The sequence below is a fragment of the Allosphingosinicella sp. genome, assembly GCF_036387615.1.
Lineage (GTDB): Bacteria > Pseudomonadota > Alphaproteobacteria > Sphingomonadales > Sphingomonadaceae > Allosphingosinicella.
In genome coordinates this window covers 1-17,504 of record NZ_DASVTH010000036.1, presented here as the reverse complement: position 1 = coordinate 17,504, position 17,504 = coordinate 1, and the positions used below count along the sequence as shown (strand labels likewise).

The window sequence follows — 17,504 nt, the reverse complement described above, 5'->3', positions numbered from 1 at the left end:
CTTTCTCCTACTCGGCCGGCAGCGGACTTGGCCCCGGGCGCGGCCCGCTCTGCACTGCCGCGAGCTCCTGTTCGAGCTTGCGGGCCACTGCTTCGGGCGAGCTCGTATAGCGGGCGAGGCGCGCATAGAGAATCGGGATCAGCACAAGCGTGATCACTGTCGACAGCGACACGCCCCAGACCACGACCACGCCGATCGCCTGCCGCGCCGCCGCCCCTGCCCCGCTCGCGATCATCAACGGCACGGCGCCTGCGGCTGTCGCGATCGAAGTCATCAGGATTGGGCGGAGACGGCGGCGAGAGGCTTCGACGATCGCCTCGCCTACGCTTCGCCCGGCATCGCGCAGCTGGTTGGCGAACTCGACGATCAGGATGCCGTTCTTGGCGGCGAGGCCGACCAGCATGACGATCCCGACCTGGCTGTAGAGGTTGAGCGTCTGGCCCATCAGCGCCAGCCCGATCACGCCGCCGCCGACCGCCAGCGGCACGGTGGTGATGATCACGGCCGGATGGACGAAGCTTTCAAATTGCGCGGCGAGCAGCAGGTAGACGACCAGAATGGTGAGCGCGAACACGATCAGGATCGAGCTACCCGCCTCGCGGAACGCCTGGCTCTCGCCGCGATAGCCGACGGCCGTCACTTCGGGCGCCTTTGCGGCCTCCGCTTCAAGGAAGGTCAGCGCCTCGCCGAGCGTGTAGCCCGGCGCGAGGCCGCCCTGCAGCGTGATCGCGCGCAGCTTATTGTAGCGGCCGAGATCGCGCGCGCCGGCGGTCTCGCGCAACTGGACAAGGCTGGAGAGCGGGATCAGCGCGCCGGTGCGGCTGCGCACGTTGATCTGCGAGAGATTGGCTTCGGTCGCGCGCTCGGTCGCCTCGGCCTGGACGACGACGCGATATTCCTCGCCGCGATCGACAAAGGTGGAGACGCGGCGGGAGCCGAGCAGCGACTGCAGCGCCCCGCTGACCTCCGCGACCGAAACGCCGAGATCGCCGGCGCGGTTAGTGTCGACCTCGATCCGGATCTGCGGCTTGGTTTCCTTATAGTCGCTGTCGAGGTTAACGATACCGGGATTGGCCGCGGCGGCGGCGAGGATACGGTCGCGAGCGCGGGCAAGCGCCTCGTAGCTGCCGCCGGCGATCACGAACTGGACCGGCTGGCCGCGGCCGCGCCCGCCGATCGACGAGCGCACCTGGGCGTTGCCGCGCACGGCGGGCAGCTGCCCGAGCATCTTGTTGATCTCCTGGACCACCTCCTGGGTGGTCTGCTCGCGCTCCTCCCACGGCTTCAGGAAGACGATGAAGGTGCCGGAGTTGAAATCCTCGCTCGGGCCGAAGCCGCCAGGCGTGCGCTGGATCACCGCGCGGACCGCGCCTCCTTCGGTCAGCTGGAGGAGCCGCCCTTGCGCGTCCAGCATGTAGCGGTCCATCTCCGCAAAGCCGGTGCCCTCGGGCGCTGTGACGTTGGCCTGGAGGATGCCGATATCCTCGGCGGGCACCAATTCGGACTGAAGCGTCGTGAAGAGGAAGCCCGCGGTGGCGAGGAACAGCGCGACCGAAACCGCGGGAATGAGCGGGCGGCGCAGCACGCGCTCGAGCAGGCGAGCGTAGCGCTCCTCGACCCGCTTGAACCGCACGTCGATCCACGCCGTCAGGCCGCGCCTCTTCTCCTTTTTGAGGAGCTTGGAGCAGAGCATCGGCGTCAGGCTCAGCGCCAGGAACCCGGAGAAAGCGACCGCGCCGATCATCGCCACGGCGAGTTCGCGGAAGAGAAGGCCGGTCTGGCCGGAGATGAAAATGACCGGCACGAACACCGCGCAGATGACGAGCGTGGTGGAAATGATCGCGAACCCGACCTGGCGGGTGCCCTCGAAAGCGCCAGCGAGCGGCGGCTCGCCTTCCTCGATGCGGTGGTAGACGTTTTCGAGCACCACGATCGCGTCGTCGACGACGATGCCGATCGCCAGCACCATTGCCAGCAGGGTGAGGAGGTTAATCGAGAAGCCGAACATCCACAGCACGAAGAAGCTGCCGAGCAGGCAGAGCGGCACGGTGACGGCAGGGATCAGGGTCGCGCGCCACGAGCCCAGGAACAGGAAGATCACTGCGACGACCAGGGCGGCCGCCTCGGCAAGCGTCACCCACACCTTGTCGATCGCGCGGCTGATGAACAGGCTGTCGTCGGAGCCGACCACCAGGCTCATCCCCTGCGGCAGTTCTGGCCGGATCCGGTCGGCCATCTGCTTGGCGCTCTCGGCCACGGCGAGCGTGTTGGCGCCGGATTGGCGAACCACGCCGAGCCCGATTGCCGGCTCGCCATTGAGGCGAAAGGCAGTGTACGGGTTCTCCGCCCCCTGCTCGACTCGCGCGACATCGCCGAGGCGGACCAGATAGCCGCCCTCGCCGCGGCCGACGACCAGACTGGCGAATTCCTGCGCGGTGCCGAACGGGCGATCGACGCGCAGGGTGACGTTCTGCTGGGCGGATTCGAGCCGGCCGGCGGGGAGCTCGACATTCTGGCTGCGCAGCGCCGTCTCGACATCCGCCGGAGTGAGGCGAAAGCCCGCGAGCCGCTCCGGCTGTAACCAGATCCGCATCGCCGGCCGCGCCTCGCCGCCGATGAACACGCGCGCGACGCCGTCGAGCGAGGAGAAGCGGTCGACGATGTTGCGATCAATATAGTCGCTGAGCTGAAGCCGGGTCCAATCAGGCTTGGAGAAGACCAGGAAGATGATCGGCGAGGCATCGGCATCGACCTTGCGGACCTGCGGCGCGAGCGCTTCTTCCGGCAGATCGGCGACGGCGCCGCCGACCCGGTCGCGCACGTCATTGGCGGCGGTATCGATGTCGCGGCCTGCGTAGAATTCGATGGTGATGTTGGACTGGCCGTCCTGGCTGCGCGACGTGATCGTCTGCAGCCCTTCGACGCCCGCGAGCCGCTCTTCCAGCACCTGGGTGATTCGGGTCTCGACGACGTTTGCCGCGGCGCCGGTGTAAGTGGTCTCGACCGACACGACCGGGGGATCGACGTCCGGATATTCGCGCACGGAAAGGCTGAAGAATCCGACCAGACCGACAACGCCGAGCAGGATCGCGAGCACCGCCGCGAACACCGGCCGCCGGACCGAGACGTCGGACAGCTGCATTCAAGCCGGTCCCTCGGAGAGCCCCTCTCCCCTTGTGCGAGAGGGGCTGGGGAGAGGGGTGCGACCGAAGCGGCTCGATGCCGCGGAGGACGCGCTGGGCGAGGCCGCTGGTGAGTCGTCTGCGCCGCAGACGCGGCGCTGCCCCTCTCCCCAACCCCTCCCCCACGAGGGGGGAGGGACTAAGGCGCGGGACTTAGTCAGCACCTTTCGCCTCCTTGGGCCCGCCTGCATTCGGCCCCATCACGCGCACCTTCATCCCATCGGCGAGCTTGACGACGCCTTCCGTGACGATCCGCTGGCCGGGCTGGAGCCCTTCGACGATCTCGATGCGGCCGTCCTGACGCAGGCCGGTCTTGACCTGTATCCGCTTGGCGACGCCGTCCGGGCCGACCGCGTAGACGAAGCGGCTGTCGCCTTCGCCGACGACCGCCAGTTCGGGCACGGCAAGGCCGAGGCGCGGCGCGGTCTCGATGTTGACGGTGAGCAGCATGCCGGGCTTGAGCTTCAGATCCGGGTTGGGCAGCCGCGCCCGCACCGTCACCGCGCGCGTGTTCGGGTCGATGACCGGGTCCACCGTTGCAATCTGGCCGCGGAACGGCTGGTCCGGATAGGCCGCCGAGCGCGCCTCGATCGTCAGGCCCGGCTTCAAAACCGGCAGCAGTGTTTCTGGCACGGGGAAGTCGAGCTTGATCGAGCTCAGGTCGCTGATCGTCGCGATCTCCGCTCCGGCATTGACCACCGCGCCGGCCGAGATGTTGCGAAGGCTGACCCAGCCGGAGAAGGGTGCACGCAGATTGCGGTCGCTGATCGTGGCGCGGGCCTGGGCGGCCTGGGCGCGGGCCTGGGCGGACGCGGCGACCTGTTGGTCGAGGTTGCTCTTGGTCGCGAAGCCGCGCTTGCGCAGCGTCTCGATGCGGGCGAGCTGCTGGCCGGCCTCGCGCGCACGCGCTTGTGCTTCGCTGAGCTCCGCTTGTTCCTCGCCCTGCGCCATGACGGCGACGACCTGGCCGGCGCGGACGAAGCCGCCATCGTCGAAATAGAGTCGCTCGATCCGCTCAGTGACACCAGCGGAAAGCGTCACCTGCTCATTGGCGTTGGCCGTGCCGACAGCTTCGACCCGTTCGACGAAGCGCATGGTGGTGGCGGGCTCCGCCTTGACCAGCGGCGGCGGGCGGCCGCCTTCCTTGCCTTTGGCCTGGTCGCCCCCGCCCGCGCCGCCGCAGCCGGCGAGCAGAAGAAGGACGGCGCAGGTTATGATGTTACGAGCGCGGCGCACTGCCCGAGCCGCTAGGCCCGATGGTCACCGTGTCAAGCGATCTGCGTTCGGTGTAAGAGGATGATGTTGATTGCTCATGCGATTTTCCGCGCCGAGCAGGAACTCTCGATTGCCTTCCGGGCCCGCGATCGGGCTTTCGATCAGGTGCAGGACGGACCAGCCGCGGCTTTCCACCCATGCCCGGGCGGCAGCGCAGACCCGGTCGTGCACCACCGGATCGCGCACCACCCCGCCCTTGCCGATCTCGGCCCGCTCCGCCTCGAACTGCGGCTTGACCAGCGCGACCAGCCGCCCGCCCGGCTTTGCGAAGCCGAGCGCCGCGTCCAGCACCTTGGCGAGGCTGATGAAGCTGGCGTCGCACACGACGATGTCGACCGGCTCGGTCACGATCTCGTCGGTCAGGTAACGCGCATTGGTCTTCTCGTGCACGATCACGCGCGGATCCTGCCGCAGCTTCCAGGCGAGCTGGTTGGTGCCGACATCGACGGCGAAGACCCGGGTGGCTCCGCGCTGCAGCAGCACGTCGGTGAAGCCGCCGGTCGAGGAGCCCACGTCCAGCGCCACCGCCCCGTCGAGATCCCAGCCGAACTGATCGAGGCCGTGCGCCAGCTTTATTCCGCCCCGCGACACCCACGGATGTTCGCGCCCGCGCACCTCCAGCGCAGCATCGGGGGCAAGCGTCTGCCCGGCCTTGTCGATCCGGCGCTCGCCCGAGAAAACCAGTCCGGCCAAGATCAAAGCCTGCGCCTTGGCCCTGCTCTCCGCGAGCTCCCTCTCCACGAGCAGCTGATCGACGCGCGATTTTGGCATTGGCTGGCGTTAGCCTCGCTCCGTGCGGCGCGGAAGCAGTTGCAATTCCTGCAACTGCAAAGTCTACTTGCGCAGTTGAGAATTCTGAACTGCGCGCTACCTCTGTCCAGGAGCAGAACGGCTCCAACAACCTAAAGGGAAATACCCATGCGTATCATCGAAACCGCCGCGGCAGGCATCATCGCCATTGCCGCGCAGGTTCTCGTCGTCGCCACCGTCCTGATCTAAGCGCAGGCCGCAGACGAGAATTGCAAAGCCGCCGGACCTCCGGCGGCTTTTTGCGTTTCAGCCAAGCCCCGCGGAGGCGGGCAGCCGTGGCGCTAGGCCCAAGCCCCTTCGACGACCTCCGCGCTGTTGTGCCGCAGTGCCTTCAACACCGTGGCGACGATATGCTCGGCGTCGAGCCCGGCCTCGGCATATTGCTTCTCCGGCTTATCCTGGTCCTGGAAGCGGTCGGGTAGGCGCATGGTGCGCAGCTTCAGGCCGGCGTCGATCAGGCCCTGGTCGCTGGCCATGGTCAGGACATGCGCGCCGAAGCCTCCGACGGCGGCTTCCTCGACCGTGACGCAGACGTCATGGGTCGTTAGCAGGCGGCGAATCAGTTCCTCGTCGAGCGGCTTGGCGAAGCGAAGATCGCCGACGCTGGTGGAAAGGCCGCGCGCTTCGAGCTCGTCGGCCGCCTTGAGCGCCTCCGCGAGCCGCGTACCGAGCGACAGGATCGCGACCGTCTTGCCCTCACGGACCATCCGGCCCTTGCCGATCTCGAGGCGCTCGGGAACCGCCGGGAGCGGCAGGCCGATGCCGTTGCCGCGGGGATAACGCACCGCGCTCGGGCCGCTGTCGTGAAGCGCCATGGTGTGGACCATGTGCACGAGCTCGACCTCGTCCGCCGGCGCCATCACGACGAAGCCGGGCAAGGTGCACAGATAAGCGAGATCGAAGCTGCCGGCGTGAGTCGCGCCGTCTGCGCCGACAAGTCCCGCCCTGTCCATCGCGAAGCGCACCGGCAGGCCCTGGATCGCGACGTCGTGCACGACCTGGTCGTAGGCGCGCTGCAGGAATGTCGAATAGATCGCGCAGAACGGGCGATAGCCTTGCGCGGCGAGCCCCGCGGCGAAGGTCACCGCATGCTGCTCGGCGATGCCGACGTCGAACGTCCGCTCGGGATGCGCCTTGGCGAACTTGTCGACACCGGTGCCGGACGGCATCGCGGCGGTGATCGCAACGATCTTGGGATCACTTTGCGCGAGCTTGGCGAGCGTCTCGCCGAATATGTTCTGATAAGCCGGCGGGCCGGGCTCGGCCTTGGCCTGAACGCCGGAGACGACGTCGAATTTCTGGACGCCGTGATACTTGTCCGCCGCCGCTTCCGCGGGCCCGTAGCCCTTGCCCTTCTTGGTCACGACATGGACCAGCATCGGCCCCTGGTCGGCATCGCGGACATTCTCCAGAATCTGGACGAGGCTGTCCACGTCGTGCCCGTCGATCGGGCCGACATAGTAGAAGCCGAGCTCCTCGAAGAAGGTGCCGCCGGTCGCCATGCCGCGCGCATATTCCTCCGCCTTGCGCGCCGCGTCGTGAAGCGGCTTGGGCAATTTGCGGGCGAAACGCTGGGCGAGGTGGCGGACCGACAGATATTTGTCGGAGGAGACGAGGCGCGCGAGATAGTGGGAGAGCCCGCCGACCGGAGGGGCGATCGACATGTCGTTGTCGTTGAGGATGACGACCAGCCGGTTGCCCGCAACTTCGGCGTTGTTCATCGCCTCATAGGCCATTCCGGCCGACATCGCGCCGTCGCCGATTACCGCGATCGCCTTGCCCGGCGAGCCACTCAGTTTGTTGGCCGTCGCGAAACCCAGCGCGGCCGAGATCGACGTGGAGCTGTGCGCCGCGCCGAACGGGTCGTATTCGCTCTCGCTGCGCTTGGTGAAGCCGCTAAGGCCGCTGCCCATGCGCAGGGTCCGGATGCGGTCCCGCCGGCCGGTGATGATCTTGTGCGGATAGCATTGGTGGCCGACGTCCCAGATCAGCCGATCCTCGGGGGTGTTGAACACGTAGTGGAGCGCGACGGTGAGCTCGACGACTCCGAGCCCCGCGCCGAGATGCCCGCCGGTTACCGAAACGGCCGAGATCGTCTCTGCGCGCAGCTCGTCGGCGAACTGCCGCAATTGCTCAGGCTTGAGCGCGCGCAGGTCTTGGGGCACGTGAACCTGATCGAGGAGTGGCGTGTTCGGTCGCTCGGACATCGGGGCTTCCCTTCCAACCCGCTCCCTTAACGCCCGGCCGTTTGACTGTCGAATGTTGAAGCCGTGCACGCGCCGTGCAATCGGCCCCAAACGGCGGTCGGGAGGCAGGCGATGGGTTACGAGCATATCAGGCTGGAGCTGAGCCCGGCTTCGGTCGCCACGATCACGATCGCACGGCCGGAAAAGCTGAACGCGCTCTCCGCGCAGACCGTCGACGAGCTGCGGGCCGCGGTCGAGGAGATCGGCGCGGGCGAAGCGCGTTGCCTGCTGCTCACGGGGGAGGGGCGCGGCTTTTCGAGTGGCGCCGACCTGGTCAGCGGCGGCGGGCTACCGGAGGATGCCGGCATGGCGCTCGAGAAGCATTTCAACCCGCTCGTGGAGGCACTCTTCGCGCTGCCGATCCCGGTGGTCGCCGCGGTCAATGGCGCTGCCGCGGGCGCGGGCTGCAGCCTGGCCCTCGCCGCCGACATCGTGATCGCCGCCCGCTCGGCTTACTTCCTGCAGGCGTTCGTCAACATCGGCTTGATCCCGGACGCCGGCGCGACCTGGCTGCTCCCCCGCGTCGCCGGCCGAGCACGCGCGATGGAGATGATGATGCTGGGCGAGCGCATTCCCGCCGAACGCGCGGTCGAATGGGGCATGATCTCTCGTGTGGTCGACGATGAATTCCTGGCCGAAGAAGCCGTCGCGCTCGCCACCAACCTCGCCCGCGGCCCGACCAGGGCGCTCGGCCTCATCCGCCGTCTGGCCCGCGATGCCGAGCAGCTGCCCCTGAGCGAGGCGCTCGCGGCGGAGCGGGTTGCGCAACGCAAAGCGGGAGAGACAGAGGATTTCAAGGCAGCCGTGTTGGCGTTCGTGCAGAAGCACCAGCCGCGCTTCGAGGGGCGCTAATCGCGGGCGAAAATCTCCTCTTTGGGAATGGTCACTCCGAGTGAAGGCAGAAACACGTCCGTGGCTTGAGGAAACAATTCGTTGCGCCAAGAGGTCGGCCCAAGCCGCTGGACAATTCGGACCGTCTCCGCATCCGGATCGACAAACACGATCGTTTCAACGCTTTCGATCTCCGCATACAGCTGAAGCTTAGTGGTCTGATCCCGATCCTTCGTGCTCGGGGAGAGAACCTCGAACAACACCGCAGGCCGTTGTAGCACCAGATCGTCATCGTGCTCGAGATCATCGGGGCGCCCACATTCTACTGCAACATCGGGATAACGCACCGTTGCGTCGCTCAAACGCAGTCCAAACTCGGCATACACGCCGCAGCCGGACCTTCTGAGTGCTTGCCCAAGGTACCTGACCAGATTTCGCTGAATGCGAAAGTGCGCGCGCTTGCCGCCCGTCATCGCCCGGATCACGCCGTCGACAAGTTCGACCTTCTTGTCGCCGAAGTCCATCAGCAGGAATTCGTCGGCGGTGATCTTGGTCTCGAACGGATCGGTCGCCATGCCTAGCCTCCATCTCCGATATACGGCGCATCGGGGATTCGGGAAACCCGTCCCGCTTGACCTTTGCCGCCCGGTGCGGCTCAAGCGGCGCTATGGCGACCACCATTGAAGAACTCGACAAGCGGCGGGCTCATGCCAAGCTCGGCGGCGGGCAGGCGCGGATCGATGCGCAGCACAAGAAGGGGCGGCTGACCGCGCGCGAGCGGCTGCAGGTGCTGCTCGATCCCGGCAGCTTCGAAGAATATGACATGTTCGTCGAGCACAATTGCGCCGAGTTCGGCATGGAGCAGCAGAAAGTGCCCGGCGACGGCGTGGTCACCGGCTCAGGCACGATCAACGGTCGCCTGGTCTATGTTTTCGCGCAGGATTTCACCGTGTTCGGCGGATCGCTGTCCGAGCGCCACGCGCAGAAGATCTGCAAGATCATGGACATGGCGCTGAAGGTCGGCGCGCCTGTGATCGGGCTCAATGACTCGGGCGGAGCGCGCATTCAGGAAGGCGTCGCGTCATTGGCCGGCTATGCCGAGGTGTTCCAGCGCAACGTCCTGGCGTCCGGCGTCATCCCGCAGATCAGCCTGATCATGGGGCCTTGCGCAGGCGGCGCGGTCTACTCGCCGGCGATGACGGACTTCATCTTCATGGTGAAGGATTCGTCCTACATGTTCGTGACCGGCCCGGACGTGGTGCGGACCGTCACCAACGAAATCGTCACGCAGGAGGAACTGGGCGGCGCCGTCACTCACACCACCAAGTCGGGCATCGCCGACGTCGCGTTCGAGAACGACATCGAGGCGCTGCTCGCCGCCCGCGATTTCTTCGATTTCCTGCCGCTCTCCAACCGCCACGACGTGCCGACCCGCCCGACCGCCGACCCGTTCGACCGGCAAGAGGACAGCCTCGATACCTTGATCCCGGATTCGGCGAACAAGCCGTATGACATGCACGAGTTGATCCGGAAGGTCGTCGATGAGGGCGATTTCTTCGAAATTCAGCCGAACCACGCGGCCAACATCATCTGCGGCTTCGGGCGCGTGGAAGGCCGCACGATCGGCATCGTCGCCAACCAGCCGATGGTGCTGGCCGGCGTGCTCGACATCGCCAGCTCGAAGAAGGCCGCCCGCTTTGTACGCTTTTGCGATGCGTTCGAAATCCCGATCATCACCTTCGTCGACGTGCCCGGCTTCCTCCCCGGCGTCGCGCAGGAGCATAACGGCATCATCAAGAACGGCGCCAAATTGCTCTTCGCCTTCGCTGAGGCGACGGTGCCGAAGATCACGCTCATCACCCGCAAGGCCTATGGCGGCGCCTATGACGTGATGAGCTCCAAGCATCTGCGCGGCGACCTGAATTATGCCTGGCCCTCGGCCGAGATCGCGGTGATGGGCGCCAAGGGCGCGGTCGAGATCATCTTCCGGAAGGATATCGGCGATCCCGAGAAGATCGCCGCGCGCACCCAGGAATATGAGCAACGCTTCGCCAATCCCTTCGTGGCGGCGAGCATGGGCTTCATCGACGAGGTGATCATGCCGCACTCCACGCGGCGGCGGATCGCGCTTGGGCTACGCAAGCTGCGCGACAAGCAGCTCGAGAATCCGTGGAAGAAGCACGACAACATTCCGCTGTGAGCAGGAACGAACGCACGCGCGCCCAAACAAAGGAATTGTATCCTGCGCTCTGCCAGTTTTTCGGATGCTACCTGCACGAGGATTGGCCGCTCGATAGCGGCACCCCCGAGAAGGCAGTCGATCAGGCCATTGCCGACTATCCTCTAAACTATCGTCAGCAGGTTCGACGCGAGTTGAACAGCTTCTTGGAGCGTCATGAAGACGACACGCGTTTTCGAGCTATTCTGAACGAGGGGCTTGGCGTGAATGTGCTTTTCAAGAAGGCGGCCGAAGCCCGTCTATTTGCCCAGGAGGTCGAGCGTAGGCTGCTCGACTCCATCAAAGCTGAGACAAGTGGAAAGTGGAGCACATGACCTTGGGCCGCCTCAACCATGTCGGCGTCGCCACGCCCTCCATCGAGCGGAGCATCGCCATGTATCGCGACCTGCTCGGCGCGACGGATATCGGGGAGGCGTTCGACCTGCCGGCGCAGAAGGTGCGGGTGTGCTTCGTCGATCTGCCGAACAGCCAGATCGAACTGCTGGAGCCGCTGGGCGCGGACTCGCCGATCGCCAAGTTCCTGGAGAAGAACCCGGCGGGCGGACAGCATCATCTCTGCTTCGAAGTGCCGGACATCCACGCCGCCGCCGCTGAAATGACCGCGCGCGGCGCGACCGTGCTCGGCGAGCCGCGGATCGGCGCGCATGGCACGCCGGTGCTGTTCCTGCATCCCAAGGGCACCGGCGGCGTTCTCGTCGAGCTGATGGAGAGCCCGGCGCACTGATTGCGCCGGTCTGAGGCCCACTCCCGACCGCCCGTCTTGCCCACCCTACCGCGACGGGCGTACGGGAACATATGATGAACACCGAATCACAATCCGAGTCGCTCGACATGCCGCCCAGCTATGGTGAAAAGATTTTTTACCGTGTTGACAGAGGCGCAAACGAACCATTTCCGGCGCGTCGCGAGCGCCTGCCGCAGGTGCTGGCGCAGCCCGCCGGCCAACCCCATATTGCCAACATGGAAACAGCCGGTTTAGCCATGGTGGGCACAACAAATAGCAGCGAGGCAGATGCTGCCTCACTAGATGTTGTGGGTAACAGAGGGGAGAAGGCTGTGGATTTCTCAGGCGTAGAAGGCGTTCCCAGCGACGATACCAAGGCGGGCGAGGATGGCGGCAGCAGCCGCGTCGCGCCGATCCGCTTCAGGGTCGAGACCGATCGCGGGCGCGACGCTCTGCTCACCGAATTCGGCAAGGAGACGCTCAAGGATCGCTACCTGCTCCCCGGCGAATCGTACCAGGATCTCTTCGCCCGCGTCGCCTCGGCCTATGCCGACGACCAGGCCCACGCCCAGCGCGTCTACGATTATATCTCGAAGCTCTGGTTCATGCCGGCGACGCCCGTCCTCTCCAATGGCGGCACCGGGCGCGGCCTGCCGATCTCCTGCTACCTGAACAGCGTATCGGACAGCCTCAACGGCATCGTCGACACCTGGAACGAGAATGTCTGGCTCGCCGCGCGCGGCGGCGGCATCGGCACTTACTGGGGCGCGGTGCGCGGTATCGGCGAGCCGGTCGGCCTCAACGGCAAGACCAGCGGCATTATCCCGTTCGTGCGCGTGATGGATTCGCTCACACTGGCGATCAGCCAGGGTTCGCTCCGCCGCGGTTCGGCCGCCGTCTATCTCGACATCAACCATCCGGAGATCGAGGAATTCCTCGAGATCCGGAAGCCCAGCGGGGACTTCAACCGCAAGGCGCTCAACCTCCACCACGGCGTGCTGATCACCGATGCCTTCATGGAAGCGGTCCGCGCCGGTGAGGAATGGGTGCTGCGTTCCCCCAAGGACGGCTCCGAGCGCGCCCGCGTCGACGCGCGCAGCCTGTTCCAGAAGCTGGTCGAGACCCGCCTCGCGACCGGCGAGCCTTACATCGTCTTCGCCGACACGGTGAACCGCGCCATGCCGCGCCACCATCGCGAGCTCGGCCTCAAGGTCTCGACCTCGAACCTGTGCTCCGAGATCACCCTGCCGACCGGCAAGGACCATCTCGGCATGGACCGCACCGCCGTCTGCTGCCTGTCCTCGGTCAATCTCGAAACCTGGGACCAGTGGCACGGCGAGAAATTGTTCATCGAGGATATCATGCGCTTCCTCGACAATGTCCTGCAGGATTATATCGACCGCGCGCCTCCAGAGATGGCCCGCGCCAAATATAGCGCGATGCGCGAGCGCTCTGTCGGCCTCGGCGTGATGGGCTTCCACTCCTTCCTCCAGGCGCGCGGCATCGCCTTCGAAGGGGCGATGGCGAAGAGCTGGAATCTCAAGATGTTCCGCCAGATCTCCGCCCAAGCGCAGGAAGCGTCGATGCACCTCGCCGTCGAGCGCGGCCCCTGCCCCGACGCGGCCGATCGCGGCGTGATGGAGCGCTTCAGCTGCAAGATGGCGATCGCTCCGACCGCGAGCATCAGCATCATCACGGGCGGCACCTCGGCCTGCATCGAGCCCATTCCGGCCAACATCTACACTCACAAGACGCTGTCCGGCTCCTTCTCGATCAAGAACCCGTATCTCGAGAAGCTGCTGATCCAGAAGGCGAAGAATTCGGACGCGGTCTGGAACTCGATCCTCGAGAAAGGCGGCTCCGTCCAGCATCTCGATTTCCTCACGCCGGAGGAAAAAGACACGTTCAAGACCAGCTTCGAGATCGACCAGCGCTGGCTCCTCGAACTGGCCGGCGATCGCACGCCCTATATCGACCAAGCCCAGTCGCTAAACCTGTTCATCCCCGCCGACGTCGACAAATGGGACCTCCTGATGCTCCACTTCCGCGCCTGGGAGCTGGGCATCAAGAGCCTGTATTATCTGCGCTCCAAGTCCGTGCAGCGCGCCGGCTTCGCGGGCGGGGTCGAGGCGGACAACACGCCCGAGCTCAAGCAGATCGAACTCCAAAGCACGGATTATGACGAGTGCCTGGCGTGTCAGTAAATCCCCTCTCCCTTGATGGGAGAGGGAGGGGCCCACGGGAAGCGTGGGAGGGTGAGGTTGATCGCATGCGCATCAAAGGCCCATCCGGTACCCTCACTCGCGCCCGCCAACTCCGTCGCAATGCAACTGAGGCCGAGAAGCGCCTGTGGAGCGCTCTTCGCGAGGCTTTTCCGCACGCCAAGTTCCGCCGCCAAGTGCCTTATGGTGCTTACTTCGCCGACTTCCTGAGCTTCTCCGCCAAGCTCATCATCGAAGTCGACGGCGGCCAGCATGCCTATCGCGTTGAGCAGGACGCGGTCCGCACCCGCTATCTCGAGGCGCAAGGCTTTCGCGTTCTCCGCTTCTGGAACAACGACGTCCTGGAAAACACATCTGGAGTGCTGGAGACGATCGCCTCCCATCTCCCTCGCCCTCACCCTCCCAAAGCTGGCGCTTTGGGCCCCTCCCTCTCCCATCCGGGAGAGGGGTGTCAGGAGTAACCCCATGTCCCTCACCGAAGCCCGCAAGCAGTACAAGCCGTTCGAATACCCCTGGGCGTTCGATTTCTGGAAGCGCCAGCAGCAGATCCACTGGATGCCGGAGGAGGTCCCGCTCGGCGAGGATTGCCGCGATTGGGCGCAGAAGCTCACCCAGCACGAGCGCAACCTGCTCACCCAGATCTTCCGCTTCTTCACCCAGGCCGATGTCGAGGTGCAGGATTGCTACCACGACAAATATGGCCGCGTGTTCAAGCCGACCGAGATCAAGATGATGCTGACCGCGTTCAGCAACATGGAGACGGTCCACATCGCAGCTTATTCGCACCTGCTCGATACGATCGGCATGCCCGAATCCGAATACGGCATGTTCCTCGAATATAGCGAGATGAAGGACAAGCACGATTACCTGCAGAAGTTCGGCGTCGATACCGACGAGGACATCGCCAAGACGCTCGCCATGTTCGGCGGCTTCACCGAAGGGCTGCAGCTGTTCGCCAGCTTCGCGATGCTGATGAACTTCCCGCGCTTCAACAAGATGAAGGGCATGGGCCAGATCGTCAGCTGGAGCGTCCGCGACGAGTCCCTGCACTGCGAGGGCATCATCAAGCTGTTCCACGCCTTCTGCAAGGAACGCGACTGCCTGACCCGCGCGGTCAAGGAAGACATCATGGACACCTGCCAGACCACCGTGCGGCTGGAGGACGCGTTCATCGATCTCGCCTTCGAAATGGGCCCCGTCCCCGGCATGACGCCCAAGGAGATCAAGAAGTACATCCGCTACATCGCCGATTGGCGGCTCGGCCAGCTTGGCCTCAAGCCGATCTACATGATCGACGAGCACCCCCTCCCCTGGCTCGCGCCGATGCTCAACGGCGTCGAGCACGCCAACTTCTTCGAAACCCGCGCCACCGAATATTCCAAGGCCGCGACCCGCGGGAATTGGAACGAGGTCTGGGACAATTTCGACCGCCGCAAGCAGGCCAAGGCGGCGAATGATGTTCCGGCGGGCGAGGCGGATGCGGATATGTTTGCGCAAGCGGGTGTGGCGGCGGAGTAGGATATGAGGCTCGAAGCATTCCGCGCGACGGCACTAAATCACCTCGCAACGGTCGACGTCGCCTTCGACGAGAGCCTAACCTTCATAACCGGCATAAACGGCACCGGAAAGACGTCAGTGCTTAATGGCATAATGGCGCTACTCACGCCCAGCCTGAGCTTACTGGATGACCTTTCGTTTAGTACGATTGAGGTTAGGTTTAGTGTGGACGGCAAGTCACATACTGTTAAGGCCTTAAAGTCCAGTGGCTCAATCACCCTGTCTGTGGCCGGTGTATCGGATCCTGTTAGCTTCGCGCAATATACGCCCGTCGATGAAGACGACTTCTTTGACGCGCAAGATACGAAGTCTCACTACTATCAGGAGATATCTTCGGAGAACGCTGGCAATCGTACGTTGAGGTTTCTCAATAGTATTCCGACACCCGTTTTCTTGGGGATTGATCGCCGATATAGGGGAGTTTCTCGAAAGAGGCGGACGAGAACTCGTGGCTCTGCCCGAGGGAGGCTGGCATTTGGTACAGCGCTCATCAATAGTCTCAATCAAGCGATAGAACTGGCCGAAGGAGAGTTTGCCGAAACTCAAGCGTCTCGCGGGAGGCTCAGCAGAGACTTTGTTCGCGACCTGCTCTTGGAGTTAATAGACGTCCCGCTACCTTCTCCCAGTTTCGGTGGTTTCGACGCGCCCAGCCCAGGCGATCGCAAGCAACTGAGTGAAGCCTTCAACTCGATACGTCGCTTTCCAAAGGTCGAGGGGATTACGGCCAACGACGTAACGACCCGTGTTCAGCCAACCCTTAGCAAAGTTAATGATGCGGTTAAGCTTATCCCGGAAGATTTCGATATTTCGAAGATTGCCAGTAATACACCTGAAGACCATAGGGTTATAGAAGCTTTGCTCATCTGGAATAGCTTTAAGCCCAATTTAGGACGCATCGCTGGCTTGTCTCGCCTTGTAGCCGACTACAACAAACGCGTGGCTGGAGTAGAGACTTCTATATCGTCTTATGTCAATCTTTTAGACAAATTTCTAACCGATAGCGGCAAGAGTATCGGATTTAATGATCGCGGCATCCTAGAGATCAGGATAAGTGATCGTGCGCTTGTGCCTGAGGAACTCTCATCGGGAGAGGCACAAATATTTGTACTTCTCACGCACCTGTCATTCAACGAAGCGGCTCAAGCGGCGGGCGTATTCATAATCGACGAGCCCGAACTCTCTCTTCATGTACAGTGGCAAGAGATACTTGTTAGCAGCCTTTTGAAGGCAAATCCATCGATACAATACATCTTAGCAACTCACTCCCCCAGCATTATTCTTGACAACATTGAGAATGCGAAAGATTTAACGAAGTTCGCGCGGGCATAGTCGTGGTCAGGTATCCCGCAAAGGCTGCTCGCGCGTTAGCCTTTCTCAAGGCACCCCTCAATGACATCTCTGTTTTCGTTGAGGACACATCGAGGGCTGAGGTGTGGGTAGCGATCATTCGAAAACACCTTCCGCCCGGTCGTGAGATTCGTAGCGTTACCCCCCTTGGCGGGCGCAAAGCAGTTTTGGACGCGTGCCGGAATGACCAAGGGCAGGGTCCGCCTCGTATTTACATCATCGACGGCGATTTTGATCATGTATTGCAACGCCGGCCGCCCCCTCTGAAACATCTTCACAGATTGGGCGTCTACTCTCAGGAAAACCTGTACATTCGACGTGACAGCATCGAAGGGATAGCAGCGGTATTCCGGCCCGACGAGGACCCGACTGAAGTTGGGGAGCGTTTCGAAGAATACTTATCAGGAGTTTGGAGTCCTGTCCTTCGCCGACTGTTCGCTCTTTACGCCTGCAATGAGAAACTCGGTGGCGGGAATGTGACTAGCTCATTCCATATCGAGAGATTACGAGAGCCGGGGCGGGTTCCTCCTCAACCATCTCCCAACAAGCTTAGAGAACAAGCCTTAAACGTATTCCGAGACCTAAAAAGACGTCATGGCACACGAGCCGTTCTTAATTGCCTGTCGACGACTAGACCCGTGGCAAAGTCGCTTCCGGACGCTAGCGTTATATCCGGAAAGACGTATTTATTACCGGTTACACGACATTGGATACAGTCGGAAATGGGCGTGTCCCTGCCTGAAGCACAAACCAGCTTATTGCTGATTGGGCAGTGCCGCGGAGCTCTCGACGAGAGGCTCAAGCGCAAGATCGAGCGAGCACTTTCCTGAAGAAGTCACCGTCCCATCGCGCGACTGCGGCAACTCGCGACTGAGCGTCTGGTGCGGCGTATCCCCGGCCGATGCAGTATCGGCAACGATTGCCGCAAGCTCAACTTGCGATCAGCGCCTGACGCGTGAAAACAGGGTTGCCGGTCCGTGTCACGTGCCGGCGCACAGCATATGCCACCGCTTCGGACCAAGTTGTCCCTTCCAATGCTTGCCCCTCACGCTCAGGCCGGACAGAGTACAG

The 17,504-nt window shown here is 63.6% G+C and carries 14 protein-coding genes; 9 read left to right on the top strand and 5 right to left on the bottom strand.

The features are described from left to right. Nucleotides 1-7: 7 nt before the first annotated feature. The 4 genes from VF631_RS07390 to dxs all read right to left on the bottom strand — a co-directional run bounded on the left by VF631_RS07390 (nt 8) and on the right by dxs (nt 7,474). Complete coding sequence (locus tag VF631_RS07390; protein ID WP_431849644.1) at nt 8-3,142, bottom strand: efflux RND transporter permease subunit; 3,135 nt, start codon at nt 3,140-3,142, stop codon at nt 8-10. Between the two features lie 193 nt (nt 3,143-3,335). Further along, nucleotides 3,336-4,418 carry an efflux RND transporter periplasmic adaptor subunit gene (locus VF631_RS07385; RefSeq protein WP_431849643.1) on the bottom strand — a complete coding sequence of 361 codons (1,083 nt, stop codon included), beginning with the start codon at nt 4,416-4,418 and terminating at the stop codon, nt 3,336-3,338. 24 nt (nt 4,419-4,442) lie between these two features. Continuing rightward, on the bottom strand, nt 4,443-5,228 hold the full coding sequence (locus VF631_RS07380) for a TlyA family RNA methyltransferase (protein WP_431849642.1): 786 nt from the start codon (nt 5,226-5,228) through the stop codon (nt 4,443-4,445). Nucleotides 5,229-5,548: 320 nt separating this feature from the next. Further along, a complete protein-coding gene (dxs, locus tag VF631_RS07375; RefSeq protein ID WP_431849641.1) occupies nt 5,549-7,474 on the bottom strand; it encodes a 1-deoxy-D-xylulose-5-phosphate synthase in 1,926 nt (641 codons plus the stop codon). Between the two features lie 111 nt (nt 7,475-7,585). Between dxs and VF631_RS07370 the strand changes: the two genes are divergently transcribed. After that, nucleotides 7,586-8,365 (top strand): enoyl-CoA hydratase-related protein, encoded by a 780-nt coding sequence (locus VF631_RS07370; protein WP_431849640.1) that lies wholly within the window; start codon nt 7,586-7,588, stop codon nt 8,363-8,365. Here the strand turns inward: VF631_RS07370 and VF631_RS07365 are convergent. Further along, a complete protein-coding gene (locus VF631_RS07365; RefSeq protein ID WP_431849639.1) occupies nt 8,362-8,919 on the bottom strand; it encodes a Uma2 family endonuclease in 558 nt (185 codons plus the stop codon). The two genes, VF631_RS07370 and VF631_RS07365, sit on opposite strands and share 4 nt — an antisense overlap. Nucleotides 8,920-9,011: 92 nt before the next feature. On the opposite strand from VF631_RS07365, the gene VF631_RS07360 reads away from it, so the two are divergent. The 8 genes from VF631_RS07360 (at nt 9,012) to VF631_RS07325 (ending at nt 17,263) form a co-directional block, all read left to right on the top strand. Continuing rightward, nucleotides 9,012-10,544: an acyl-CoA carboxylase subunit beta gene (locus VF631_RS07360; RefSeq protein ID WP_431849638.1), complete on the top strand. Its 1,533-nt coding sequence runs from the start codon at nt 9,012-9,014 to the stop codon at nt 10,542-10,544. Beyond that, a complete protein-coding gene (locus VF631_RS07355; RefSeq protein ID WP_431849637.1) occupies nt 10,541-10,897 on the top strand; it encodes a contact-dependent growth inhibition system immunity protein in 357 nt (118 codons plus the stop codon). The genes VF631_RS07360 and VF631_RS07355 overlap by 4 nt, the downstream gene beginning before the upstream one ends. Beyond that, the gene (mce, locus tag VF631_RS07350; protein ID WP_431849636.1) at nt 10,894-11,307 is read left to right on the top strand and encodes a methylmalonyl-CoA epimerase; all 414 of its coding nucleotides are present in this window, start codon (nt 10,894-10,896) and stop codon (nt 11,305-11,307) included. The genes VF631_RS07355 and mce overlap by 4 nt, the downstream gene beginning before the upstream one ends. 332 nt (nt 11,308-11,639) lie before the next feature. Further along, the gene (locus tag VF631_RS07345; protein WP_431849635.1) at nt 11,640-13,511 is read left to right on the top strand and encodes a ribonucleoside-diphosphate reductase subunit alpha; all 1,872 of its coding nucleotides are present in this window, start codon (nt 11,640-11,642) and stop codon (nt 13,509-13,511) included. A gap of 65 nt (nt 13,512-13,576) precedes the next feature. After that, nucleotides 13,577-13,990: an endonuclease domain-containing protein gene (locus VF631_RS07340; RefSeq protein WP_431849634.1), complete on the top strand. Its 414-nt coding sequence runs from the start codon at nt 13,577-13,579 to the stop codon at nt 13,988-13,990. Nucleotides 13,991-13,994: 4 nt separating this feature from the next. Next, nucleotides 13,995-15,047: a ribonucleotide-diphosphate reductase subunit beta gene (locus tag VF631_RS07335; RefSeq protein ID WP_431849633.1), complete on the top strand. Its 1,053-nt coding sequence runs from the start codon at nt 13,995-13,997 to the stop codon at nt 15,045-15,047. A 3-nt stretch (nt 15,048-15,050) separates the two neighbouring features. After that, on the top strand, nt 15,051-16,415 hold the full coding sequence (locus VF631_RS07330; RefSeq protein WP_431849632.1) for an AAA family ATPase: 1,365 nt from the start codon (nt 15,051-15,053) through the stop codon (nt 16,413-16,415). Between the two features lie 2 nt (nt 16,416-16,417). Next, nucleotides 16,418-17,263: a DUF4435 domain-containing protein gene (locus VF631_RS07325; protein WP_431849631.1), complete on the top strand. Its 846-nt coding sequence runs from the start codon at nt 16,418-16,420 to the stop codon at nt 17,261-17,263. Nucleotides 17,264-17,504: the final 241 nt, after the last annotated feature.

Coding starts and splice junctions, on each gene's coding strand:
- VF631_RS07390 (WP_431849644.1), bottom strand. CDS start 3,142: ATGCAGCTGTCCGACGTCTCGGTCCGGCGGCCGGTGTTCGCGGCGGTG.
- VF631_RS07365 (WP_431849639.1), bottom strand. CDS start 8,919: ATGGCGACCGATCCGTTCGAGACCAAGATCACCGCCGACGAATTCCTG.
- VF631_RS07360 (WP_431849638.1), top strand. CDS start 9,012: ATGGCGACCACCATTGAAGAACTCGACAAGCGGCGGGCTCATGCCAAG.
- dxs (WP_431849641.1), bottom strand. CDS start 7,474: ATGTCCGAGCGACCGAACACGCCACTCCTCGATCAGGTTCACGTGCCC.
- VF631_RS07380 (WP_431849642.1), bottom strand. CDS start 5,228: ATGCCAAAATCGCGCGTCGATCAGCTGCTCGTGGAGAGGGAGCTCGCG.
- VF631_RS07335 (WP_431849633.1), top strand. CDS start 13,995: ATGTCCCTCACCGAAGCCCGCAAGCAGTACAAGCCGTTCGAATACCCC.
- VF631_RS07370 (WP_431849640.1), top strand. CDS start 7,586: ATGGGTTACGAGCATATCAGGCTGGAGCTGAGCCCGGCTTCGGTCGCC.
- mce (WP_431849636.1), top strand. CDS start 10,894: ATGACCTTGGGCCGCCTCAACCATGTCGGCGTCGCCACGCCCTCCATC.
- VF631_RS07330 (WP_431849632.1), top strand. CDS start 15,051: ATGAGGCTCGAAGCATTCCGCGCGACGGCACTAAATCACCTCGCAACG.
- VF631_RS07340 (WP_431849634.1), top strand. CDS start 13,577: ATGCGCATCAAAGGCCCATCCGGTACCCTCACTCGCGCCCGCCAACTC.